Origin of the sequence: Bradyrhizobium sp. 613_E4_N2_2 (assembly GCF_052075995.1) — a bacterium.
GTDB lineage: Bacteria > Pseudomonadota > Alphaproteobacteria > Rhizobiales > Xanthobacteraceae > Bradyrhizobium > Bradyrhizobium barranii.
On sequence record NZ_CP197234.1, the window covers coordinates 2,366,851 to 2,391,592 of the forward strand.

Annotated in this window: 19 protein-coding genes; 5 read left to right on the forward strand and 14 right to left on the reverse strand. The window is 61.4% G+C overall.

The features are described 5' to 3' along the window. Nucleotides 1-92 precede the first annotated feature (92 nt). Nucleotides 93-803 (forward strand): Bax inhibitor-1/YccA family protein, encoded by a 711-nt coding sequence (locus AB7290_RS11210; protein ID WP_354123513.1) that lies wholly within the window; start codon nt 93-95, stop codon nt 801-803. 6 nt (nt 804-809) lie between these two features. Here AB7290_RS11210 and AB7290_RS11215 read toward each other — a convergent pair whose 3' ends face one another. The 7 genes from AB7290_RS11215 to AB7290_RS11245 all read right to left on the reverse strand — a co-directional run bounded on the left by AB7290_RS11215 (nt 810) and on the right by AB7290_RS11245 (nt 5,646). Beyond that, nucleotides 810-1,313 (reverse strand): DUF1269 domain-containing protein, encoded by a 504-nt coding sequence (locus AB7290_RS11215; RefSeq protein ID WP_028152030.1) that lies wholly within the window; start codon nt 1,311-1,313, stop codon nt 810-812. Between the two features lie 187 nt (nt 1,314-1,500). After that, nucleotides 1,501-3,249 (reverse strand): complex I subunit 5 family protein, encoded by a 1,749-nt coding sequence (locus AB7290_RS11220; protein ID WP_441253414.1) that lies wholly within the window; start codon nt 3,247-3,249, stop codon nt 1,501-1,503. A 23-nt stretch (nt 3,250-3,272) separates the two neighbouring features. Beyond that, complete coding sequence (locus tag AB7290_RS11225) at nt 3,273-3,614, reverse strand: NADH-quinone oxidoreductase subunit K (RefSeq protein WP_014493399.1); 342 nt, start codon at nt 3,612-3,614, stop codon at nt 3,273-3,275. After that, a complete protein-coding gene (locus tag AB7290_RS11230; RefSeq protein ID WP_441253415.1) occupies nt 3,611-4,555 on the reverse strand; it encodes an MnhB domain-containing protein in 945 nt (314 codons plus the stop codon). Before AB7290_RS11230 ends, AB7290_RS11225 begins: the two co-directional genes overlap by 4 nt. Beyond that, a complete protein-coding gene (locus AB7290_RS11235) occupies nt 4,552-4,845 on the reverse strand; it encodes a cation:proton antiporter (protein ID WP_028152034.1) in 294 nt (97 codons plus the stop codon). Before AB7290_RS11235 ends, AB7290_RS11230 begins: the two co-directional genes overlap by 4 nt. Further along, the gene (locus AB7290_RS11240) at nt 4,842-5,132 is read right to left on the reverse strand and encodes a monovalent cation/H+ antiporter complex subunit F (RefSeq protein WP_071911305.1); all 291 of its coding nucleotides are present in this window, start codon (nt 5,130-5,132) and stop codon (nt 4,842-4,844) included. The genes AB7290_RS11235 and AB7290_RS11240 overlap by 4 nt, the downstream gene beginning before the upstream one ends. Continuing rightward, complete coding sequence (locus AB7290_RS11245; protein WP_354123510.1) at nt 5,125-5,646, reverse strand: Na+/H+ antiporter subunit E; 522 nt, start codon at nt 5,644-5,646, stop codon at nt 5,125-5,127. The genes AB7290_RS11240 and AB7290_RS11245 overlap by 8 nt, the downstream gene beginning before the upstream one ends. Before the next feature lie 366 nt (nt 5,647-6,012). Between AB7290_RS11245 and AB7290_RS11250 the strand changes: the two genes are divergently transcribed. Together AB7290_RS11250 and AB7290_RS11255 are read left to right on the forward strand one after the other, a co-directional pair. After that, on the forward strand, nt 6,013-7,116 hold the full coding sequence (locus tag AB7290_RS11250; protein WP_063986176.1) for an efflux RND transporter periplasmic adaptor subunit: 1,104 nt from the start codon (nt 6,013-6,015) through the stop codon (nt 7,114-7,116). Further along, a complete protein-coding gene (locus AB7290_RS11255) occupies nt 7,113-10,178 on the forward strand; it encodes an efflux RND transporter permease subunit (RefSeq protein ID WP_354123509.1) in 3,066 nt (1,021 codons plus the stop codon). The genes AB7290_RS11250 and AB7290_RS11255 overlap by 4 nt, the downstream gene beginning before the upstream one ends. Nucleotides 10,179-10,184: 6 nt before the next feature. Here the strand turns inward: AB7290_RS11255 and AB7290_RS11260 are convergent, their stop codons facing one another. From AB7290_RS11260 to AB7290_RS11290, 7 genes are all read right to left on the reverse strand, one after another. Next, a complete protein-coding gene (locus AB7290_RS11260; RefSeq protein WP_354123508.1) occupies nt 10,185-12,014 on the reverse strand; it encodes an SLC13 family permease in 1,830 nt (609 codons plus the stop codon). A gap of 52 nt (nt 12,015-12,066) precedes the next feature. Then, on the reverse strand, nt 12,067-13,896 hold the full coding sequence (locus AB7290_RS11265; RefSeq protein WP_354123507.1) for an SLC13 family permease: 1,830 nt from the start codon (nt 13,894-13,896) through the stop codon (nt 12,067-12,069). 54 nt (nt 13,897-13,950) lie between these two features. Then, a complete protein-coding gene (locus AB7290_RS11270; protein ID WP_354123506.1) occupies nt 13,951-15,333 on the reverse strand; it encodes a M20/M25/M40 family metallo-hydrolase in 1,383 nt (460 codons plus the stop codon). A 103-nt stretch (nt 15,334-15,436) separates the two neighbouring features. Further along, nucleotides 15,437-17,086, reverse strand: coding sequence for an MFS transporter (locus tag AB7290_RS11275; RefSeq protein WP_354123505.1), 1,650 nt, complete (start codon nt 17,084-17,086; stop codon nt 15,437-15,439). Between the two features lie 72 nt (nt 17,087-17,158). Continuing rightward, entirely contained in the window at nt 17,159-18,157 is a 999-nt protein-coding gene (gene glsA, locus AB7290_RS11280; RefSeq protein ID WP_354123504.1) for a glutaminase A, read from the reverse strand. Between the two features lie 202 nt (nt 18,158-18,359). Next, on the reverse strand, nt 18,360-19,925 hold the full coding sequence (locus tag AB7290_RS11285; RefSeq protein WP_354142087.1) for an AbgT family transporter: 1,566 nt from the start codon (nt 19,923-19,925) through the stop codon (nt 18,360-18,362). A 411-nt stretch (nt 19,926-20,336) separates the two neighbouring features. Further along, nucleotides 20,337-21,935, reverse strand: a complete 1,599-nt coding sequence (locus tag AB7290_RS11290) for a DcaP family trimeric outer membrane transporter (protein ID WP_283017315.1) — start codon at nt 21,933-21,935, stop codon at nt 20,337-20,339. 560 nt (nt 21,936-22,495) lie between these two features. On the opposite strand from AB7290_RS11290, the gene AB7290_RS11295 reads away from it, so the two are divergent. Then, nucleotides 22,496-23,713 carry a sensor histidine kinase gene (locus AB7290_RS11295; protein ID WP_354096365.1) on the forward strand — a complete coding sequence of 406 codons (1,218 nt, stop codon included), beginning with the start codon at nt 22,496-22,498 and terminating at the stop codon, nt 23,711-23,713. A gap of 313 nt (nt 23,714-24,026) precedes the next feature. Continuing rightward, complete coding sequence (locus AB7290_RS11300; RefSeq protein WP_028152046.1) at nt 24,027-24,662, forward strand: response regulator transcription factor; 636 nt, start codon at nt 24,027-24,029, stop codon at nt 24,660-24,662. Nucleotides 24,663-24,742 lie beyond the last annotated feature (80 nt).

Here is a 24,742-nt window from a genome sequence, read left to right on the forward strand (position 1 = left end):
TCTTCCGGCGCTCGGGTGATCATCCGATGTCCCCGCACGGGCCGGACCGCTAGCTTGGTTTGTTCATGTGAACCAATCCGAGGAGGCAAGCGATGTCGAATTATGATCCGAATCTGACTGCCTCAGGCACTGGTGGCGGCGCGCTAGCGATCGATCCCGGATTGCGCGCCTACATGCTGCGCATCTACAATTATATGGCCGCGGGCGTGGGCCTGACTGCAATTGTGGCGTGGCTGACGTATCAGCTCATGGGTCCCGCATTGCTTGAGAGCCCGTTGATGTGGGTTTTCATCCTGGCGCCACTCGGGCTGGTGTTCTTCATCGGGGCGCGCATCAATACGCTGTCGGTGGAAACGGCGCTCATTCTGTTCTTCGTCTATGCCGCGCTGGTCGGCGTCTCGCTCTCGACGCTGCTGCACATCTACACCAGCGCCTCGATCACGCGCGTGTTCTTCATCGCGGCCGCGATGTTCGGGGCACTCAGCGTCTTCGGCTACACCACGAGGCGCGACCTGTCCGCGGTCGGCAGCTTCCTGTTCATGGGCCTGATCGGCATCATCGTCGCAAGCTTGGTCAATATTTTCCTGAGGTCGACGGGGCTCGATTGGTTGATCTCGATCGTCGGCGTTGGCGTCTTTGCGGGACTCACGGCCTATGATACGCAGCGGATCAAGGCGATGTACGAGAGCAGGGACGATGCGACGACGGCAGGCCGCAAGTCGGTGATCGCGGCACTGTCGCTCTACCTCAACTTCCTCAATCTGTTCATGATGCTGCTGCGCCTGCTCGGCGGTAGGCGGTAGGCGGCTTCAGGCTGCCGGCCGCTCCGCCGCGCTGGCGAGCGCATCGCGCAGGATCTTTTCCTTGGTCTCGTCCAGGGACGTTTTCAACACGACTCCGCCGGCATCCTTGATTTCCTTCAATACCTTGTCTGCCGTCATGTTCTTGATCAGGACGAAGAGCGCGGCGTTGCCGGTGTGGAGCGAAGCGGACAGCTCCTTCATGAAGGAATCGTTGATGCCGAAATCGGACAAGGCGCCTCCAAGCGCGCCGGACGCAGCGCCGACCGCGACACCGATGATCGGATTGAGGAAGAGCACGCCGACCAGGAGTCCCCAGAAGCTGCCGGTAATCGCGCCCGTCGCTGTGGTGTTGACGAGCTGGTTGAGCTTGATGTTGCCGTTCTCGGCCTTGACGGCGATCACGGCGTCACTGATGGTGATCAAATATTCCTTTTGCAGTTTGAGCAGCCGAGTTCGGACTTCTTCGGCCTTTGCTTCGGTCGGGTATACGATCGCAACCAGATCAGACATGGAGACCTCCTGGGCATTCCCGCAGAGACCGCGGGAAGACTGATGCCAACTGCATGGCGCGGAGACTAAACGGCGAATTGCAAGCTCGACATCCGAGAAAACCCTTGGGCGCGGGAGAGAATGTTCCGGATCATTAGAGCAGGGGAATCCCTCGGCCCGATCTGCGCGATCCGGCTGTTCTGAGTCTTCAATTTGCTGCGAACATCGACGCGGCGAGCAGCAGCGACACCAGGAGCAGGGAGATGCCCGCGGCGGACCATTGACGGAGAACTTCGTCGCCTCTTTCGATAAGGCTGCCGGATCTAAGACAGCCGCGCCGGAGCGGACCGACTACTCTCATGAGCGCTTTCCAGGTCGCGGATGAGCCCAGCGGGTGTGGCCACGGGCTGAGCAGGATCGCGAGCGCCGCCCCTCCCAGCACAGGCAGGAGCAATTTGGATAGCGCGTCGATGCCGAACAGCTTCGATGTGGCATCATACGGGACCGGCAAATATGAATCCCAGGGCAGCAAGCCAAGGAACAAAGAACAGAGGGCCAAGGCAAGTGCTGCAAGGTCCCGGCTGAGCGGGGCTGGGCCGATGAGGGTAATCGGCTGGTCTGATGGCGCGAACGCATGGGACAGGACTAGTACGACATAGGCGGTCGTGAACATTCCGCCGGCCTGGAGCACAACGGCCCACCACCACTGCCCCGTCCTCGCCGTGTCCTGGAGCAATAACTCCTTCGCGAGTGACGCTCCGCTCGGTTGAACACCCATCAAGGCGATGCCGCCAATTGCGAACGCCAGGACGCTCAAGGGCAGGGCCCGTGCGACACCTCGCAGTCCGGTGATGCGATCGTGGCCGAGCCCGGTGTAGATTGATCCGACGGCCATGAACATCGCCGCCTTGGCAATCGCATGGGAAACCGCCTGCAATAGGCCGCCCGCCAGGGCCTGGTCACTTTCGAGCTTCCCGGACGCGCCGAACGCAAGAGGAAACATCAGGAAGAGATATCCAATCTGAGCCAGCGTCGAATATGCAATCAGGAGCTTGAGGCGCTCTTGCCGGAGAGCGACCACGCTTCCGAACACGATCGCTCCGGTTCCAAGCGCCGCGAGCAATTGTGCGGCAGCCAAGCCGGGCAAACCCGGCATGACGTCGAACCAGAGCCGCACAAGGATGAAGAACGATCCCTTCACGACCAAGGCGGACAGGATCGCGCTACCTGCGGCCGGTGCGCCGGCGTGAGCGGGCGGCAGCCAGAGGTGCAACGGAAAGAGTGCAGTTTTTGCGAGGAGACCGGTCGTCATCAAGGCTGCCGCGATGAGCACGCCGGAGTCCGCGCTCACGCGATGCGACAACAACTCGATATCAAGGGTGCCGTAGAGACCATAGAGCAGCGCGGTGCCCATCAGGTAGAGGACCGAGCCGAGCAGTGCGAAGAGCAGATACCGCAGCGCGGCCCGAAGCGTCTCCGCGCGACCGTCGAGAGAGACCAGAGGCACTGCGGCGAACGTCAGCAATTCCAGCGCAACATAAAGCGTGAAGAGGTCTCCCGCGACGAAGATCGTGTTCAGCGCGCCCCAGATTGCCAGAAGCAGGATCCAGAATGCGAAAGGTGCGCGCGCTTCGACAGATTGGGGACGAAAATCGGTTGCGGCAAAAATGGCGACCGCGCAGATCACGACCGCCGTCGTCGCGAGCATGACCGCCGACAATCCGTCCGCGCGGAGGGCTACGCCGAGCGGCGGTGGCCAGGCGCCGAGTAGGTAGACGAGGTGGCCGTCGCTCCGCGGCAAGAGCACGAGAACGGCGAGAGCAATCGCCAACCCGACCGGTACGACCGTGGAGGCAACCTGCCGGACGTAGCGCTCACCGAGAGCGAACGCCAGCAAGACGCCCGCGACCGGCACGACGATCGACAGCACCAGCAGGAAGCCGCCGGCGGTGGTCACCAGCGCGGGGGCGGGGGGTAGCATCAGTGACCGGACGGATCGGAGCGCGGGCTCGCCGCCGCCCGACTGTTGAGCGTCGTGGAGCCGGCGATCTGAAAAAGCCGCAGCAACAAGGCTATCGCCAGAGCCGTTGCGGAAAACGCGACCACGACTCCTGTGATCACCAGGGCCTGCGGCACCGGGTCGTTGCCAAAGCCCGCTGCGGCGCCTCGCCGCCCGACGATGCCGAACAGAAGAAACACGCCGCTGCCGAGCAGGTTGAATGCGATGATCTTGCGAAGCGGTTGCGGATTGGCAATCAGGCCGTAGAGCCCGAGCCCGACCGCCGCGGCGGCGCATAGTCCGAACACCGTCACGGCGCTCATCGCTCAGCGCTCCTTTCAGGTGCACCGGCGAGCAGCAGGCCGAGCGTCGTCGCGATCGTCAGGAGCATCGCGACCTCAATGCTCAGAATTAGCGGCTTGGCGAACGCAACGGGATAGGCAAGGAACGCCGACCCAAAACAGAGCCCGCCAAGGCCGACGGCAAGGAATAGGCCGGGACCGCCCACCAGGATGAGACGTAGCCATCGACTGCGCACGGGCGGGGTATCCACCAACCCGGCCATGATCACCAGCAGCCACATCGATGCGAGAACCGCGCCGCCCTGAAATGCTCCGCCGGGGTGATCAGCGCCCGTCCACAGGATGTAAATGCCGACGACGATGCCGGCGGGTGGCAACAGGCGCGCAAGAAAGGCGAGAACACCATTTGGATCAGCCTGGTGGCGTGGTCCGGGACGACCGCCCCAGGCCTGGTCCGACGCAAGCGACCAGACACCGACGATGGCGAGCAGGAGCACGACCTTCTCGAGCATGGTGTCCATTCCGCGGAATGCCATGAGAACGTTGGTGACGGGGTTGGTCATTCCGGTCGCCCCGGCATTCGCGACGACGGCGGGCGCGAGCGTTGGCGCCGGATCTGGCAGCAGCAGGATCGTGACGGCCAGCGCTGCCGCGATCGACGCGGACACTATGGCCGCGCTCAAGCGCACGATCAGGCTGGGCCCTTCCGTTGTCATCGCCTCGGTATCGCGCAGCCGGGCCGCCGCACCCAACAGCACGACGCCGCCAAGGCCTCCGCCAATTGCAGCCTCGGTCAGCGCGACATCGACGGCGTCAAGACGGACCCAGATCAGCGCAACCAGCAGTCCGTAGGCGATGAAACCAACCGTGGCCGAATAAGTATCGGGGACGGCGATCGTCCAGATGGCGAGGCCCAGCACCACGGCGGCGAGCGCGATCTCGAACACTGTTGCGATGTTCATTTGCCTGACCCGCTCTGACGTGCCGTGCGCGCGATCAATTGGGAGACGGTGGCGCCCGCGAGCAGCACGAACATCCAGATGCTGATCAGCTTCAGCCCGTCGCGCAGGCCTCCTGTTTGGGGGAGCAGCCCGAGCACGACGAAACCCAGGCCGAGGTTATCGGCCTTGCTGAGCGCGTGCAGACGAGTCAGGGTGTCGGGAAAGCGAAGAAGGCCGACGGTGCCGGCGAAAAAAAAGAATACGCCTGCCGACACTCCCGCAACCGTGATGATGTCGCGTGCGACGCTCATCTGTCCTCCCCCGGATCGGCCCCATCGGTTTCGAGGCGGGAGAGCCCCTTCTTGACGAATGCGATGGATGCGAAAGTGGCGAGCAGTGCCAGTATCAATGCCACGTCGACGGCCGCCGGCACGCCTGTCACGGTGCCGAGCAGCAGCAAGACGGCAATGCCGGCAGTCCCGATCAGTTGCGCCGCCATCATCCGGTCGGCATCTGTCGGGCCACGCAAGATGGAGACCAGCCCGAGCCCCAGCATCGCCAGGATCAAGCCGACTGCGGCAGTGAGGAATTCAGTCATTGTAGAGGGCCCGAACCAACGCCGCTTCCTCCGCGGCAAGTTCGGCAACGACCGGTTGCTCGACGTCGAGACAGTGATAGACGAGCTGCCCGCTCTCCTCCCCGGTTGGCACAGTGCCAGGCAAAAGGCTGGTGAGTGTCGTGAACACGTTCCGTTGCATCCCGCGTGAGAGGCCGGTCGGATAAAACACAAATCCCGGCCGCAGCGGCAGCCGGGGATCGAGCGCGCGGCGTGCGACGTCTACGCCGGCGACCACCGATTGGTATAGGAAAAGCAGCGCCAGGCGCACGATGGCAGGAATTGACCGTCGGGATCTGCTCGGCTCCAGCAGGTGCAGGCTTACCCAGGTTGCTGCCGCGGTTGCTGCCGCGGCGGCAGGAATATCTGTCGGATTGGCGCCGGCAAGCACGAGCCAGAGGCAAAGGAAAAATGTGGCTCTGAAAGTCGCAGTTCGCCACGATCCTCTAACCGCGACGACGGCACGCCCATATCGATCACCTGAGGACCCTGTCATCCCGGTTTCCTCGGTTGCTCCCGGATTGTGTCGTCCGGGTCTGCCGTGTTTTGAGGAAGCGCGTTTGCGCGCCCCAGACGAGAATTCAAACGGCGGAGCCGCGGCAGGGGTCGCGACTGCTTCACCTGACGATTGCATCATGCGTCGTGGACGGAACCGGCGACATCGGGTGATTGCCTGATCATGTCTCAGGAATCTGCTGATGGCCGAGCACGGATTCCATCCGGCACCACCGAGTAGATTTACCGATGTTGACGGCGGACTCCTTCGGCAAAAATGCGGATGGCGGTACCGGGGAAAATGCGACTGCGGACTGAGCAATCCTCCCGGCAAGATCTCACTCCCGGAACGGAACAGGTCATGTTCATGCACGGCAGCCGATCCGCGCCCCGAAACATCCTCACATCGACGCTGGTGACGGCGTTCTCGCTGATGCTGGCAGGATGTGGACGGGAAACCGAAACCAAGGACGCATCTCCGCCGCGGATCGTACGCACAGCGACCGTAGAAAAACGCAAGGTCACAACGCCGCTGACATTCTCCGGACGGGTCGAGGCAGAGGACGAGGTGAATGTCGCATTCCGGATCTCGGGACGATTGTTGAGTAATGACACCAAGATAGGCGACCGGGTCAAGGCCGGCCAGGTGCTGGCACGATTGGAGTCGCAGAATGAACTGAGCACGCTGCGGCAGGCGCAGGCCTCCCTTGCCGCCGCTCAGGGGCAATTGACCCAGGCGCGCAATCACTTCGATCGTCAGGAGACGCTGTTGGCGCAGGGGTGGACCACGCGCGTCAACTATGATGCCGCAACCCAGGCACGGCAAACCGCGCAATCGCAAGTCGATGCGGCCGAAGCGCAACTGAGTTCTGCGCATGACCTCGTTGGTTTCACTGAACTCAAGGCTGATGCACCCGGTGTGATAACAGCCACAGGTCCGGTCGCCGGCGAGGTCGTCCAGGTCGGGCAGATGATCGCCAGGATCGCACGGCAGGACGGTCGCGATGCGATCTTCGATGTCCCCGCTCAATTGATCAGGTCGGCCTCCACCGATCCAGAGATTACTGTCAGCTTGGCTGACGATCCGTCGATAACGGCGCAAGGGCGCATTCGCGAAGTCGCTGCACAGGCCAGTGCTGTGACCCGAACCTTCGAGGTCAAGGTCGGCCTGACGGATCCGCCAGCCGCGATGCGGTTGGGTGCGTCAGTGATAGGGCGAGTGAGTACCACCGCAGGGCCGATGATCGATATTCCATCTTCCGCACTGACTAGGATGAACGAGCAGCCCGCCGTATGGGTCGTCGACCCGGCCACCGCCACGGTCGCGGTGCGCAATGTGGACGTGCTGCGATTCGATGAAGCGCAGGCCATCATTTCCCAGGGGCTCGACATCGGCGAAATAGTTGTCACCGCCGGCGTTCAGGCGTTGCATCCGGGTCAGAAGGTCCGGATTCTTGGATCCGAGCCATGAGCGGAATTAATCTTTCCGACTGGGCTCTGAAACACCGTTCGCTGGTCGTCTATATGATGGTGATTGCGGTGGTCGGGGGGGCGCTGTCCTATTTCCGGTTGGGGCGCAACGAAGATCCCGCCTTCATCATCAAGACCATGGTCGTCCAGGCCGCGTGGCCCGGCGCAACTGTGGAAGAGACGATGAAGCAGGTGACTGAGCGCCTCGAACGTCACTTGCAGGAAACGCCGCATCTGGACTTCCTGCGGAGCTTCACAAGGGCCGGTGTCGCGACCGTCTTTGTAAATCTGAAGGGGAACGCGAATGCGAAACAGGTGGCCGACACCTGGTACCACGTACGAAAGACGATCGGAGACATGCGCCATACACTACCCGCAGGCGTGATCGGGCCGGGGTTTAATGACGAATTCGGTGATACATTCGGCATCATCTATGGCTTTACCAGTGACGGCTTCACTCAGCGCGAGTTGCGCGATCGGGTCGAGGACATCCGCTCAAGGCTGCTTCTCGTACCTGACGTGTCAAAGATTGAGCTTCTGGGCGAACAGGATGAAGTGATCTTCGTCGAGTTCTCCACGAAGGAGCTCGCGGCCCTCGGAATTGATCGGTCCGCTCTTATTGCGGCGCTCCAGTCGCAAAACATCGTGCGTCCGGCGGGAACGATTCAGACAGGCTTGGAAAGCATCTCGATTCGGGTATCAGGCAGCTTCCAGTCGGAGCAGGACATCGCCAACATCAATTTTTCCGCCGGCGGCCGCATGCTTCGCCTGAGCGATATTGCGCAGGTGCGACGCGGCTACACGGATCCGCCCCAGCCGATGTTTCGGATCAATGGCAAACCGGCAATAGGCCTTGCAATCGCCATGCGGGATGGCGGCGACATTCTCGCGCTCGGCGCCAATATTAGAAAGGCAATGGCGCAAATCACCGCGGATCTCCCCATTGGAATTGAGCCCAGCCTGGTCGCGGACCAGCCCGTTGTCGTCGACCAGGCGATCCGCGAGTTTACGGTCTCGCTGATGCAGGCGATCGGCATCATCATGGTGGTGAGTTTCATCAGCCTGGGCGTACGACCCGGCCTGATCATCGCGCTGGCCATACCGTTCACGCTGGCGATCGTGTTTCCGATCATGGGACTTCTCAGCATCGATATGCAGCGAATATCGCTTGGCGCGCTCATCATTGCGCTCGCATTGCTGGTCGACGATGCGATGACCACGACCGATGCGACGCTCAGTCGGCTCGCAGAGGGCGCCAGTAAGATCGAGGCGGCAACTTTCGCATATCGGACCCATGCAATGGCGATGCTCGCGGGCACGCTGGTGACGATAGCGGGCTTTATACCGGTCGGCTTTGCCGCGAGTTCCGCCGGTGAATACACGTTCTCGCTCTTCGCCGTGGTCACGATCGCACTGCTGGTTTCCTGGTTCGTTGCGGTCATTTTCACGCCACTGCTCGGAGCAGCGATCCTTGTTCCACCGAAGCAGACAAGTACGGCGGATCCGGGCAGGATCTTCCGCATGTATCGGAGTTTCCTGACTTTCGCGATGCGCGCGAAATGGCTGACGATCGCGATCTCCTTGGCGCTCTTCGTTTGTTCGGTGCTTGCGCTGCCGCTCATCCCGCGACAGTTCTTTCCATCGTCGGACCGTCCTGAATTGCTCGTGGACCTGAGCTTGCCGCAGAACTCGTCAATCCACGCGAGCGAGGCTGCGGCAAAGCGCCTGGATGCTGCCCTTTCGACCGATGCCGATGTGGCGCGGTGGAGCACCTATGTCGGGCGCGGCGCCATCCGCTTCTATTTGCCCCTTAATGTTCAGCTCCCGAACGATTTCTTCACGCAGGCCGTGGTGATCGCTAAGGATGTCGCTGCACGCGAGCGCCTGCATTCCAAGCTCGAAAAGCTGCTCGCGCAGGAGTTTCCTAACGCGATTGCGTTCGTTTCTCCGCTTGAGCTCGGACCGCCGGTTGGATGGCCGGTGCAGTATCGGGTCAGTGGGCCCGACGTGGAGCGGGTGCGCGAAATCGCGCTCAAAGTCGGACAGATCGTAGCCTCCAGTCCGGACACCAAACAGGTGAATTTCGATTGGATGGAACCCAATCGCCAAGTGCGTATTCGCGTGGACCAGAACGAGGCTCGCCTTCTCGGCCTCAGTTCGCAAGCGATCGCGACAGTCCTGAATACGGTCATATCCGGCACACCCATTACCCAGGTTCGCGACGATATCTATCTGGTCAATGTGGTGGCGCGCGCGACCAACGAGCAGAGGGGCTCGCTGGACGGTCTGCGCAACTTGCAGGTGGCGCTGCCGGGTGGGCAGACTGTTCCTCTCAGCCAGTTCGCCTCCTTCGAATATGACCAGGAGTTTCCGCTCGTCTGGCGGCGCGACCGCGTTCCGACCCTGACGGTTCAGGCTGCCATTGCCGGTGACAAGCTGCCGGAGAGCGTGGTTACGTCGCTCTCGATGGCGATCGAGAACTTCAGAAAGAGCCTTCCTTCGGGGTACAGCGTCGTCGTGGGTGGCACCGTGGAGGAAAGTCAGAAGTCGCAGGCGTCTGTGCTGGCGGTGGTGCCGGTGATGCTGTTCGTCATGTTTACCGTCCTCATGGTGCAGCTCCAGAGCTTTCCGAGACTGTTCATGGTGCTCAGCGTGGCGCCGCTCGGCCTTATCGGCGTGGTTGCAGCGTTGATGCTGTCCGGCAGGCCCCTGGGTTTTGTCGCCATTCTCGGCGTACTCGCGCTGCTCGGCATGATCAGCAAGAACGCGGTCATTCTGATCGGTCAGATCGACGCCGAACGCGCTTTGGGCAAGACGGCCTGGGACGCTGCGGTGGATGCCAGCAGCTCCCGTTTTCGGCCGATCATGTTGACGGCCGTATCGACTGTTCTCGGGATGATTCCAATCGCGCCAACAGTATTCTGGGGACCGATGGCATTCGCGATCATGGGCGGACTCCTGGTCGCCACCGTTCTGACGCTGGTCTTCCTGCCGACGCTGTATGTAGCCTGGTTTGCGCGGGACGAGAAAGAGCAACCGTCCGCGGGATCGCGCCCGGCCTGACGGCCGCTAAAATCGGAGCAGCCAAGGCACCAGCGCCAGGGTCGTTACCATCACGACGACGGTAAAAGGGACACCAATCTTCAAGAAATCGCCGAAACCGTAATTGCCCGGTCCGACCACCAAGGTGTTCACCGGCGAAGACACAGGCGTCATGAAGGCGGCCGAGGCCGCGATGGCGATAGTCATCGCGAAGGGATACGGCGAGGCGCCGATGTCCTTCGCGACAGCGAGCGCTACTGGCGCCATGAGCACCGCGGTCGCCGTATTCGAGATGAACAGGCCAAGCGCAGCCGTGATCACGAAGAGCAGCGCCAACAGGACTCGCGGTGATGCCTCGCCCGCAAGATGCGTCACCGCGTCGGCGGCGAGATCGACGCCACCGGTTCGTTGCAGCGCCAGCGAAAAGGGCAGCATGCCGACAATAAGAACCAGGCTCTTCCAGTTGATCGAGGCATAGGCACTGTTGAAATCCACGCAGCCCAGCAACCCCATCAGCAAGCAGCCGATCAGAACCGCGTGCACGTTCGGCACCACACCGCTGACCATCATACCGACCGTCAAAGCCAGCACCGCCAGAGCCTGAGGTGCGAGGTTCGCGGCCGGGAGAACCTCTTTGTGCTCGGTCGGTAGGTTCAGGACGACAAGATCCGAGAATTCGGATCGCAGCTTGCGGATGTCAGACCAGAAGCCGGTCAGCAGAAGGGTGTCACCGACCTTCAAGGTCTCATCGAGCAGCCCCTGGCTCACGACCTCGCGACCGTGCCGCAACCCCAGCACCGTCAATCCCATTTCGCTGCGCACCCGCGCTTGCAAAATGCTCTGGCCAATCAGCTTGGACTCCGCCGGGACGATGACTTCGACCATGCCGATCTCCTGCGAACGATCGGTGAAGTAGCCGCAATCGCCCAAAGGGAGCTTTTCGACCATATAGTCATTCAGCATCCGGTTGGTTTCGGCAGGGGACGCGATGACGTCGAGCAGCAAGATCTGCCCCGCGGCGAGCTCGGTCCTTGCGTTCGGGCGGATCGCCTCGGACCCGAAGCGGCTGGGAAGCTCGATGGCGAGCAGATTTACGCCACTGTTCCGGAGCGGGAGCTCTTCCAGGCGCTTGCCGACCAGCGGCGAGTCAGTCAGCACGCGTACGCGCAAGGCGCGATCGGTGAGGCCATACTGCGTTACCCAATCAAGCAAGTTCGGCTGACGGCGCTCGCCGTCCACACGCTTGGCGGAGACGGGCAGAAACCGCCGCGCGAACAGCATATAGGCAATGCCGAGCGCCAGGAATGTGAGCCCAAAGGGCGTGAAGCTGAAAAAGCCGAAGCCTGCCGCACCCTGGCGGATCAGCTCGGCGTTGACCACGAGATTCGGCGCCGTCGCAACGAGGGTGAGCATGCCACTGATCAGGGCCGCAAAGCTCAAGGGCATCATCAGCTGGCTCGGCGCGGCACCCGTGTTCTGACAGATGCGCAGCACGACCGGGATGAAGATGGCCACCACGGCCGTCGAACTCATGAATGCACCGAGCCCGCTGACCGCGAGCATCAGTAGCACCAGCATGCGCGTCTCGCTGCTGCCGGCGGTCGCGTTCAGCCAATCGCCGAGGCGACGCGCCACACCGGTGCGCACCAGCCCTTCTCCGATCACGAAGAGGCCCGCGATCAGCACGATGCTGGGATCACTGAACCCCGCCAGCGCCTCGTTGATGGTAATCACCCCAGTAAATGGCATGATCACGATCATCAGCAGCGCGACCGCATCCATGCGCGGGCGATTGGCCATAAACATCACGATCGCGGCCGCAAGCAGCAGAAGAACCAAAGCAAGATTGGTGTTCATGCGGAAATACCCGGTCGGTTAAGACGCAAACCAATCATCCTGCGCAAACTGCTCATCCTGCGAATGGCCAGAGCATGGGCACGAGAAACGTGCCTACCAGGAAGAACCAGAGCAGCAACGGTAGACCCATCCTCCAGAAATCACCAAATCGATAGCCGCCGGGGCCCTGCACCATGAGGCTCGCTGAGGCGGCGATTGGCGTAAGAAAGGAAGCGGCCGCAGCCACCGCCACAGTCACCAGCGCGGTGCGCGGCGAGACACCGACGGCTTCCGCGGAGGCAATCGCTATCGGAATGACGATGAGTGTCGTCGCTGTGCTGCTGATCAACTGGCCGATTAGCGCCGTGAGCAAAAACAGCCCCGCCAGCAGCGCGTACGGGCTCGCATTGCCGACAATGGCAACGAGTGTATCGGCGATGAGATAGGCTGCACCCGTCTTGTACATGGCGGTCGAGAGCGGGATCAGCGAAGCGATCATGATTAGCACGTTCCAGTTAATCGCCCGATAGGCTCGTTCGATCTTGAGTACGCGCAACAGGATCACCGCGCAGGCCGCCGCCAATCCAGCGACGACTCTTGGCACGACGCCCGTCGCTAGCAGCGTAACCATGACCGCGAGAATGACAATGGCGCGTATGGAGCCGGTGCCCAGGGGCCTGGCCTGGCTGCGGATCATGTCAGGGGCAGCAACGACGAGCACGTTGGGATCTCGCCCGTACTCCTCGAGCGCTTCCCAACGGCCTTGCAGCAACAGCGTGTCACCCGCCGCAAGAACGGTTTCGCCCGGTCCGAGATTCTCGCCGCCGCGTTGAACGCCTAGGATAATCAGATCGCCACTTTCGGTGACCATGCCGGGGAAGACGGTCTCACCGATCAGGCGAGAGCGGGGCGGCAGCACCACCTCGGAAAAGCCATGGCTATCGTTGAACAGTGCCTCCCGCATTTTGCCGATCGTCTCCTGGCAGGGCGTCAGGCCATGCTGCTCGGCGAACGCGTCCATCGCCGCCTGCTCACCGCGCATGATGAGCCGATCGCCTTCCACGAGAGAATGTTGCCACGAGATGCTGTTCTGGCGGCGAGGGCGAATAGCGATGAAGCTGAGCTCCGGGTGGTTCTCGCGCTCCAGCCGCGATTCCAGCACCGCCTGCAACGTGCCGCGATAGGGCGAGGCGGCGGTGATCTCGAGCTGGTACACCTGGTCAAACAGCTTGTATTGCTCGGTCAGCATGCGCGAATGGTGGCTCAGATCCTCCGGCATCTCCCGGCTAGTGCGCACCGGCAGCAGCATATCGCCGAAAAGAATCACGATGGCCACGGTGCCTGCCAGGAGCGGTACGCCGATCACCGTCATCTCGAAAAAGCCGAAGGGCGCGAGACCGACATCGCTCGCCGCGTCGGAAAGCAGCACGTTCACAAGGCTTCCGGTCAGTACCAGCATCGAACCCGAATAGGAGGCGAAGGCGAGAGGCATCATGAGTTGCGCAGGCGGCCGCTTGAGCCGGACGGAGACGATCACCAGCATGGGCAGCAGGGCAGCCACTGCGCCACCCGAGCCGATCAGCGCCGTGAGAAAGGCCACTAGCAGCATCGACAGCACCAACAGGCGTGTCCGGCTTTCGCCTGCGTAACGGATCAGCACCTGGCCTGCCCACGTGGTGACGCCGGACGAATCCAGGCTGGCACTCACCACGAAGAGCGAAGCAATGAAGAGTATCGTGGTGTCGCCGAAACCTGCCAGCGCCTCGGGGAGCTCCAGAATGCCGGTCGCGTAAAGCACGAGTGTCGCACTTAGCGCCACGACCGCGACTGGCACCCAGTTCGAGACGAACAGCAGCACCATCGTGGCGATGATGGCAAAGGTAATGAGTATATGCGGCGTCATCGCACCTCGCGAGGGCGGTCTGGCCCGGAGCCAGCGCTGCTTGCCCGTGCCGCTCTACCGCGACAGCGCTTCCAGAATACGTGCCCAGGAGCGGATGCCCTTATGGAAGCTCTTGAGATTGTACTTCTCGTTCGGGCTGTGGATGCGGTCATCCTCGAGGCCGAAGCCCGCAAGCACTACGTCCATGCCCAGCGATTGTTTGAGCTGATGGGTCACGGGAATGGAGCCGCCACCGCCGATGAAGACTGCGGGCTTGCCCCATTCGGCCGTCAGTGCGTCGCGCGCCTTGCCGAAGGCCGGGGCCTCGATCGGGAAGCGGATCGCCTGACCCGCGCCATGCTCCAGGAATTCCACACGGCAATCGGCCGGGACGCGTGCATGCACATGCTCCCGGAAGGCTTTGCGGATGGCATGGGGGTCCTGATCGAAAACCAGGCGGAAAGACACCTTTGCCGATGCCATGGCGGGAATCACGGTCTTGAAGCCGGCCCCCTGGTAGCCGCCGCCCATGCCGTTGATTTCGCAGGTCGGGCGCGACCAGACCATCTCCAGCGCGTCGCGGCCCTTCTCGCCGGCGGGAATCGAAAGCCCGATAGCGCCGAGGAAGGACTTTGCGCTGAAGTTCAGGCTGTCCCATTGCTCGCGCAGCGCCTTGGGAAGTTCCGGTACGCCGTCATAGAAGCCGCGCAGCGTGACGCGTCCGTTGTCGTCGTGCAGGTCAGAGAGGATGCGGGCGAGGATGCGGTTCGGATTGGCCGCGGCCGAACCATAGAAGCCCGAGTGCAGGTCGCGGTCGGCGGCGTGTATGATGACCTCTTCACCGCAGAGTCCGCGCAGCATAGTCTGGATCGCCGGCGTCTCGTGGTCCCACATGTTGGTGTCGCAGATCAGGCCGATATCTGCGCGCAACTCCGCGGCATGGGCATCGAGAAAGCCCGGCAGGTTCACGCCACCGGATTCCTCTTCGCCCTCCAGCAGGATCGAAACCGGAATCGGCAGTTTGCCGGTGACCGCCTTCCAGGCGCGGCAGGCCTCGACAAAGGCCATGAGTTGCCCTTTGTCGTCCGCGGCGCCGCGGCCCGTGATGATCTTCGCGCCATCGGGCATCGTCTGGATAGACGGGTCAAAGGGATCGCGCTCCCAGAGCTCGAGCGGATCGACCGGCTGCACATCGTAATGGCCGTAGAACAGTGCCGAGGGACCGGGCACGCTGCGGTCATGTGCCACGACCATCGGGTGCCCCGGTGTCGGGCGCACCGAGGCGTCGAAGCCAATGCTTTTGAGGTCGGCCACGTGCCATTCGGCATTGGCCGTACATTCGGCCTTGTAAGCCGGATCGGTTGAAATCGACTTGATGCGCAGGATCGCGAACAGACGCTCGAGAGCCGCATCGAGATTTGCGTCGACGTTGGACAGGACATCATCGAGCTTGGTCATGGAGCCCTCCGGAGGGTCTTCTGAGCCGTTGGTCAGTACGAGGGCGCGATCGCCACATTGTCCGTCGTAGCAAACGCTGTTTCTTGCCAGGAGGTTACGATTGCTATTCGTTCCTTCCGCGCTTACGCGGCGCCGGGTCGGGAATTTCGCCTGGCAGGAAGTTGGGCAGCTTCCCTGCCGGGAAAATCGCAAGCAAGGCAACGCCAGCCATGATGAGGAGGCCAATTTTCAAAGCACGCAATCGCACGACAGTGTTGACGCGCACCGCTTCCGCCACTTGAGCCGGAGAGGCCGTGGTTTGCTCCATCACGCTCTGCAGCCGGTCATTGCTGATGAAGGTGATGTTATCCAGGTCCAGCTGCGCCTGTATCTCAGGCGGCAGTTTTGGATTTTCGGCGATGGTCCGCAAAACAGCGGCGCTTAACAGGCCGACGAGGAGTGCCCCGGCCACCGCTGTGCCGACGGCCGCGGCGAGATTGTTGGTCGTGCCGCGCAGCGAGCCGACGTCGCCCGCGAGCTCTTTCGGCGAAGCCGTGACCAGCACGTTGAACAGCAGTGTGACCAGCGATCCCTGTCCAATGCCGAAAATCACCAGCCCAAGGAGAACCGGGACGGCGCTCCAATCATTCCTCACGACAAAGGCGAGCCAAAGGAGCGCCACAGTGCAGAGTATGAAGCCATAGCGTCCGATCTGCCTCGGCGTGAACCGACCATAGAACCGCACGATCAGCATCGCAGCGAAGAAGACGGTGAGGTTGAAGGGCATCATGGCGATTGTTGTCGCCAGCGGCGTGCGCCCCTGCACGATCTGGATGTATAATGGAACCGAGAAATTGAGCATCGCTTCCAGCGCTACGACAGCAAACATCGCATACACCGCCGCCCGCTCCTGCGGGGAGTCGATCACCTCGAGCGCTAGAAGCGGCGTCTTCCCCGCAGCCTGCTGTCTGTGGGTCCAACTTAGAAAACCCTGACCGAACACGATACCCATCACGATCATGATCGGGGCGGGAGATACGCCAAAGAGGTCGAATGGCGCATTGGGCCCCGCCAATCCCAGCCCCCACCGATTGAGGTTGTTGAAACCGAAGCTGATCAGAATGATGGCTGCGGCAGCGAGAATGACACCCACGAAATCGATCCGGACCTCCGGACGCGCCTCATCGGGCTTGAGACGAAAGCTCAAAAGGAAAACCACAGCCGACACGGCGATCAGAATCCCGAACGCAGGGCGCCATCCGATGAATGTGCCTAGAGTACCGCCGATGACAAACGCCAGAACGCCCGCAGCGGCGCGCGCGGAACCCAATGCGCCAACGGCTGTTGCCTGCTGTCGCCCCTTGTAGTTTTCCGCGATAAGCGCGACCAACGACGGTACGATCACCGCACCAGCCGCGCCGGACAAGGACTGCGCAGTAATCATGAGATCCGCGTTTGGACTGAACGTCATCAATACCTGCGCGGCGCCGAACACGGCAACGGCAACGCGGAATACGTGCGTCGCCCCGTAGCGCTGTGTCAGCTTCGCACCGAGCATGACGAAGCCGGCAACAAGCATCGAATAAGCCACGATACCGGTGGCGACAGTCGTGGGCGGAACGCCAAAACTGTTGACCATCCCTCCCAGCGCAACTGGCAAGGAGGCGACGTTGAAAGACATGATCATCTGGCCGAGGGCGATGGTGATCATCGGCACCCAGGATGCATTCTCTTCTTCGACGGAGTGAACCGTCGTCGCAGATGCCATCGTCATGGCGTGTCCCCTGTCATTTTTTCTGAAGTCCAGCCACAGTCAGTGCGGGCTGAATCTCCGACAATTGCAAACCTACGCTTCCGGGTTGGACATGAATAAATCCATGCCCAGCCGCTGCGACAGATACTTCGCTACAAGCTGTCCCTTGACGCTGTTTCCGGCGCTGTCAAGCGGCGGCGCAAAGGTCCCCAGACCGCCCTTTCCGGGGGAGACCGTGACGATCCCGCCGCCGATGCCGCTCTTGCCCGGTAGCCCGACATCGTAAAGCCAATCGCCTGATGTCTCGTACATTCCGGCAGTCGTCATGACGGCCAGTGCGTAGTGGCAGACCGACGGATCGACCACGCGCACTTTCGTGATGGGGTTCACGCCACCGTCCGCCAAAGTCGCACCCATCACCGCCAGATCCTTGGCACTCACATTCAGCGCGCATTGTCTGGTGTAAAGATCTGTCGCCTCTGCCGGATCACAGTAAATCCGTTCGAAACTCTGGAGCAGGCGGGCGATGCTCTGGTTTCGGAAGTTGGTCTCCGTCGCCGAGGCATAAACCTCGTCGTTAAGCGCAAGCGGACGTCCGGCGAACTGTGACAATCCGTCGTGGATGAACTTCCATTTCGCATCAGCCGTTGCTCCCGGGACGAGGCTTGTCGTCGCAATCGCGCCCGCATTCACCATCGGATTTGTGCGGCCATCGGGGTTACGTTCGACCGCAGCGAGCGAGTTGAACGGAAGGCCGGTTGCGTTCGCTCCAAGCTTCTGGCGTGCCTGCGCCGCGCCGAGGACCTGACAGACCAATGCAAAGATGAACGGCTTGGAAACGCTCATGATCGAGAACTCGTATTCGGCCGCCCCCACAGCGTAGACCGCGCCGTTGGTGCCGACCACGCAAACGCCGAACAGGTCGCTCGGTACTTCGGCGAGCGCGGGATATACTTGAGAGTTCTTGCCGTCCGTATTTGATTTGTAGCGCGCGTACACCTCGTCGATCAGCGAGATGACTTCCGCTTCGGCCGGCAAGTGTCCGGTTGATACGTAGGAATAGTTGTTGTCGGCATCGGCGTTCGCATTCATTGCGCGTTCCAAGCCTCCATAATGAGAAGCACCGAGGGAGCCCCGACCTGTGTCGGGTCAAACGCCCCTCACTCGCCGTTTTCGTTCACTGCCTTTAACGAGGCCCAACGGACCGTCATCTAACGTTGATTTTCCTTGGTGAACAATCAGGCCATTTACCCGGACATCTCGGGGTTTTTCCGGGTTAGGGCTGCCTTGCGCCTCATAATCCCCAAGGCAAGCCCAGCAGGTACCAGACAACGAACAGCACGATCCAAATGATGGCCATCCAGAGAGTGTACGGCAACATCAGCGCGACAACCGTCCCGACGCCCGCTTTCTTGTCGTAAATCTGGGCAAATCCGACCACCATGGCAAAGTAGGCATTGAGCGGGGTAATCGCGTTGATCGGCGAGTCGCCGACGCGGTAGGCGGCCAGGACGGCCGCGGGATCAACGTTAAGCTGCACGAACACCGGCACGAAGACCGGCGCGAAGATGGCCCATTTGGCGATCGCCGGCGTGAACACGAAGTCCAGGATCATGACGACAATGATGAAGCCAACCAGCAGCCACAGCGTGCCGATATTCGCGCTCTTCAAGACATCGGCCATCGTCAGGGCCATCAACGTCGGAATGTTGCTATAGTTGAAGTAGTCGACGAACTGGCTGATGACGACGAAGAGGAGGATGGTGCCGCTCAGCGAAGCCACCGCCTTGGTCATGGCCGCGATGACGGCCGTGGAGCTATTCACCGTCTTCGCGCCGATGCCGTATGCGATCCCGGTTGCAAGGAACAGCACCATGATGACCCCGATCAGGCCGTTCATGAATGGTGAGTTGCCGATCAGGACGCCCGTGGTCGGATTGCGCAGGGGCGCGCCCGACGGAACCGTTAACAGAAGGAACAGGATCACGACCCCGAGCAGCGCAAAGCCGCTGTACCTCAGCCCACGCGACTCGTCGGCGGAAAGCTGCCCTCCGTTCGCCTCCGGCTGAGTGTTGGCGGTCTTCTCGGCCTGGTAAGCGCCCAGCCGTGGCTCGATGATCCGGTTGTTGATGAGCGCGATGACGATGGTCAGGACAAGAACGGAGGCGATCGAGAACGAGACGTTGGCGGTCAGATCCAGCGACGTGGTGGGGTTGACCATGTGGATTGCGTCGTTGGTGATTTCCGTCAGAACGGCATCAAGCGGCTTGATGATCATGTTCACGGTGAATGCACCGGCGACTGCGGCAAATCCCACAGCGAGCCCGGCGAGAGGATGCCGGCCAACGCTCAAGAAGGCGGCGCCGGCCAACGGGATCAACACCACATAGCCGGCGTCTGCGGCGATGCTGGACAAGATGCCGACGAACGCGACGATGTAAACGAGTGCCCAACTCGGAGAGACGGCCACGAGTTTTCGGATCAACGCGTTGATCAGGCCGGCTTCCTCGGCGACGCCGACGCCCATCATGGCGACGATCAACAGCCCAACCGCGGTGAAACCCATGAGGTTTGGCACGAGCCGGGTGTAAATATGACGAATTCCATCCGCCGTCAGCAGGCTATTGGCGGCAGAGGTCGCGGTCTCGATCTTGTGAGTATCCGGGTTGATGACCTGATAGGTGACGCTTGCCCCCAACATGTAGAGTAAGTGAGACAGCACCAACACGATGGCGATGAGGATCAGAAATATCACGACCGGGTGCGGGACGCTGTTTCCGACACGTTCGACAGTGTCGAGGGCTCTTTGCGTCATCGTCTTCGATGGCGGCGTGTTCGTGGCGTCACTGCGCGCGCTCATGTCGGAAATCCTCCCGCTCCATTAGCGACGGCTGGAGCGGCGCTGGTACCATGATGATCCGTGCTATGAGAACAGCGAGGAAGGATCGGACGCCAATGCGCGCTCGAAACCGCTGATCTCGTAATCAACGCGACGACCCCGCTACTCCTCTGACGAAGATGTCAGCGCCATCGCCGCGAGTGCGGCGACGATCTGAAAGGACCATGGAGGCACGGAGGCCTCTCGGGAGAGGATTGCTCATCCTTTCGCGATCTGTCCGTTCACACGCTGCCTTACGAACAATCAATAAGGCGCATCAAAATCCGGCTGAATACCGAATGCGCCTAGATTGTTCCGGGGCAATTACCGACCCGAACGAACGTCTGTGTCAGCAAGGCTTCCATGTCTGCCTGCGAAGCAACAAGACTGTCTTCAAAACCGCACAGTGGCCGAGCCAAGGATGCGATTGGCGGTACCAGAGCCGGTGCTGACCGGGGCTGTTGCTGCGGTGCCGCCGTACACGTCCCGATGGGAGTAGACATATTCAAGACCGACGTCGAGCCATCCGGTCCCGACGCTGTTGCCACGAAGCTCGGCGAACGGGCTCCAGATCAAATTGACGATCCCCTGCTGCATGGTGCTGTTCAACGACGTCGCCGAGGCAGATCCTGGCACGAACAATTGCGCATAGGACGGATATTGCTGCCATGCGTAGGAGTAGACGAAATTGCTGCGTAATTGCGGTGTCCAGAAGCGGCGGTAGCCTGCGCTCGCGCCATAGGTCGGCAGGGCGTCGAGGCTGGGATCGACAACGCCGGGCAGGCCGATGTTGGACAGCGCATCCTGGCCGAAGGTATTGGCGCCGAAATAGCGCCCGATGCCTTGGCCGTAATAGGCCATGCCAACCAGCTCGTCCGGACCGAAAGCTGGTGACAGCCATCGCATTGGGAAGCGACCGCTACCTGCGACACCCCAACCGGCGGTATTGCGCTCGACCGCCGGCGGCGCCGCCGCCGTACCAGCCGTGCGGATGGTGAGATCGCGCAGCAGGCCGCGCAGGTCGAGGCCCAGGCCATCGTTCCGGTATTCGAGCCGGCCGAGTAGATCGGGCACGGAGGCAAATGACGGGCTCAATCCACCAAAGCCAGCCGGGGTGCTGATCTGCGTGAATACGCCTGCCGCGGACGTGTACTGCGTATCCGGCATCTCGATCGAAACGTGCCCGGTCAATCCCGGAGCCAATGTCGCGGTCGCCCGAACCTGCGCCTGGCGCACGAATGACTGGTTGAGATTGGTCGAGAAGTTCACGGTTTCATAGACGCCCTCGTTCCACAGGCTGTTCGCCCAGCCGACCAGGACACGAAACTGTTCGCTGCCGACCTCGCCCCAGGCCTGGCGGAGCCGAAAGACCGCATTGGGTGAGGCTGCCGTGCCCCCGCCGAAGTCGCCTTCAAAGCGGGTTTCGAGAGTGCCCCAGGCGGTCGCCGTGCGCGTATCCATACCGATGCGGCTGAACCGGGCGGACAATCCGGTATCGCCTCCCTGGATGTCGGCGGGGCTTCCGGAAAGCGGAATGGTTTGCACTGTCGGCGCATCGGACTGATTGCGGCCATTGAAGTCGTGGTAGCCATTGACGTTCGCGAAACCGTAGAATCGCACTTCGGACTGCGAACCCGGGATGCGCAAGGACAAACCCGGGAGATCGGAACGCAGCGCGTCCTCGCCTTCGCCGTCGAACTGACTGCCCATCGGTTCGGGCGGACGCAGGCCCGGAATGGGCGCCGCCGCGGCTTGTGGAGGGACCGCAGCACTCGCAGTCATTCGCGGCTCAGTCGACGCAACCGGAATCGCAGGCGGCTTTTGCCCGGCGGTCGGTGCGACGATGTCACGACGTGCGGTGGCGGCTTGGGACTTCGAATGCTTATCGCGCGTTTCGAGTTCGTCGACGCGATGGCGCAGCGCGCTGATCAGCTTGTCACCTTCTGTTGCGCGGGCTTGCAGCGCATCGAGACGGCGCATCAACTCTTCCATGGAAGGTTTCTGCTCCTGACTGGCGGGTGTCTGCGCCAAAGACGGACCGGCAAATATTGCGATTGATGCAACGCCACAAAGCGCTCGGAATGTTCGCACGCAAGCCTCCTGTTGGCACGTTCAGGGCACATCGAGTTTTGCGCTTGATTTCAGCGATCGCAAGCCGGCTCCATCGAAGGTCGAAATTTTCGGCGAGATTGTGCCATTTCGGTTGTACCGCAGCGCAGTTGCATCGCGCTCGGTCGGCTCAACATCATCCTGCAGCGCAGAAAGCGATCTCAGGATAGGGACGGGTGCGTGAAATCGAAATGGCTCACAATCCCACCACTGTGCGCTGCATCCTGTATCGTCGCGTCTTGGGTGTCGCCGCCATATTTGCGTGGCACGAACTGCACAGTCACATGCCGGAATTCATGTCAGCCATGCGAGGTTTTGGTCCTCGGAGAATACAACCTGCTGGCTGAGGGTAAGATCGAGCGTATAATCCGGTCTCTCCCCTAGGGCGTTTCCTGTAGTCCAGTGATCGATGTTGGGACGACTGGAGAGGGGGAGCTTCGAGATTGAGCGTTGAGTTCGACCTCGAAAACGACCCGGAAAGTTGGGTGCGTACCGTGAAGCCACACAGTTCTCCTGCTTGCGAGCCGGCGCGTCCCTTTATCGACGATCACCTGATTGGCCAGGACGCAACTGGCGATCGCTCATATTGGACACACTCCGAAGAGCTCCTTTTCGCGGTCCGCCCCTCACGTGGCGGGCGCTTCATGTACGAGGCAATCAATCAGGCCTTCGAGGCTCTCCTTGGAATGTCGCAGCAGGAGGTCCGAGAGCTGGACGTCTTCGAATGTCTTGCCAAGGAAGACGCCGAGCGTCTCTGTGAAATACTCCAGGCATGTCTTGCGGAAGGAGCCGAGACCAAAATCCAGCACAGTCTGATGCTCGGTGGCTTGCTGCGGGATGTCGAGACAACCGTTGTTCCGATCCTCCATCCCATGGCCGGCAATGCGGCCCGGTTGATTGGCGGTCATCGGTTACTCCACAAGGAGGGGCTCGACTGTGTGACTGAAGAGGCTGCTTTCCTTCACGGGGACGTCAGCCTGATGTCCATCCGCGAGGACATCCACCAGCGGATCGCATCGGAGCTTCATGATTCGACGTGCCAGGAGCTGGTTGCCGCCAGTCTTGGTGTGATGCGTGTCCGCACTTGCCTCGATAACCCGCGCGGCGTCGAGCGGCTTTGCGATGATATCGACGCGTCGATTGACGCGGCACTCAAGGAAATCCGTTCCCTGACCTATCTGCTCCACCCCCAGGATCTGACGGACCGGGGACTCAAGGCGACGATCGAGCAGCATGCCTTGGGGTTTGGTGCACGTACGTCGTTGCGGGTGAGCACGAGGATACCCGCCGCCGTCGATAAGCTACCTTACGCGAGCCAGCTCTCGGTGCTGCGGGTCATTCAGGAGGCGCTCACGAATATATTCCGCCACGCGAAGGCGACGGAGGTCAGAATCGTCGTCGAGGCGATCGAGGGTCACTTCCATCTGACGATCAGCGACAACGGGCGCGGTTTTCCGGTCGATCACACAAAACGTGGCAACGGTGCGATATCGCCCGGTGTCGGCATTCCCGCCATGAGAGCGAGACTTAAGCAGCTTGGGGGCACGTTCGAGATCCGGTCCGATCTTGCACCGCGACATTCCGGCACGACGCTGTGCGCGGTGTTCCCGCATGGTCTCATGACCAAAAGGCGCAGCCGGCGCGCGTCACTGAAATCATAAGCCAGCGTGTGCACGGAATGACGGAGATCAGGGACCCCGAGGGCAGGCAGTCTCTGTCCGTCGGTTCCCGGAGTTCCCTCCACGAAATGAAGGCTGATCGACGATGATCGTGTAGCGGTCCGATTTGGGCTGCGCGCGGGCAAGACCCGTCGATGTCTGATTGGAAACGCCGATGTTTGGTACATCCGCCCGGAGATATCAGGGTTTTGCAGGATAACCCATTGAAGGATAATCGGTAGATTGGCACACTTGACTGCTGGAAATCTCCATCCATTGCCCGACAGGTTCTGGGCCCGCATACGGGAACGACGCCGTGAAACGCATCGTGATTGCGGATGATCATGAAGTCGTACGTTCCGGGCTCCGAGCGATCGTTGAGACCCGCTCAGACTGGATCGTCAGCGGAGAGGCGACCAACGGCGAGCAGGCTGTGGCCGTGGCGGTGGAGACGCGTCCGGACGTCGTGATAGCCGACTATTCGATGCCGCTGATGAACGGACTTGAGGTCAGCCGCCGCCTCAAGTCGATGCACCTGCGCACCGAAGTATTGATCCTGACGATGCACGAGAATGAGGAATTGCTGACTGAAGCCATCCTGGCTGGCGTTCGCGGCTTCCTGTTCAAATCGGACGCCAGTAGGCACCTGATCTTCGCGATCGAGGCCTTGCTCGATGGCAGACCTTACTTCACGGGCGTTCTGTTGGAGAAGTTGCTCCACGAATACCAGGCCGGCAAGCAAAATACGTCCGACATGCTGCTCACCGCGCGCGAGCAGGGCGTTGTCCAGCTTATTGCGGAGGGACACACCAACAAGTCGATCGGCGTCATCCTGAAGCTGAGCGTAAAGACCGTCGAGACCCACCGCGCGTCAGCGATGCGCAAGCTCAGAATGTCATCGACGGCCGAGCTGGTCCGCTACGCCGTTCGCAGGAAGCTCGTCAATCCTTGATGGAGCTTTCAATGCGAGTCGCCGCCTCGCTAGCGATCAGCGACAACGCGTTCTCCCGTTGGAAATGCCGCGATTTTCGC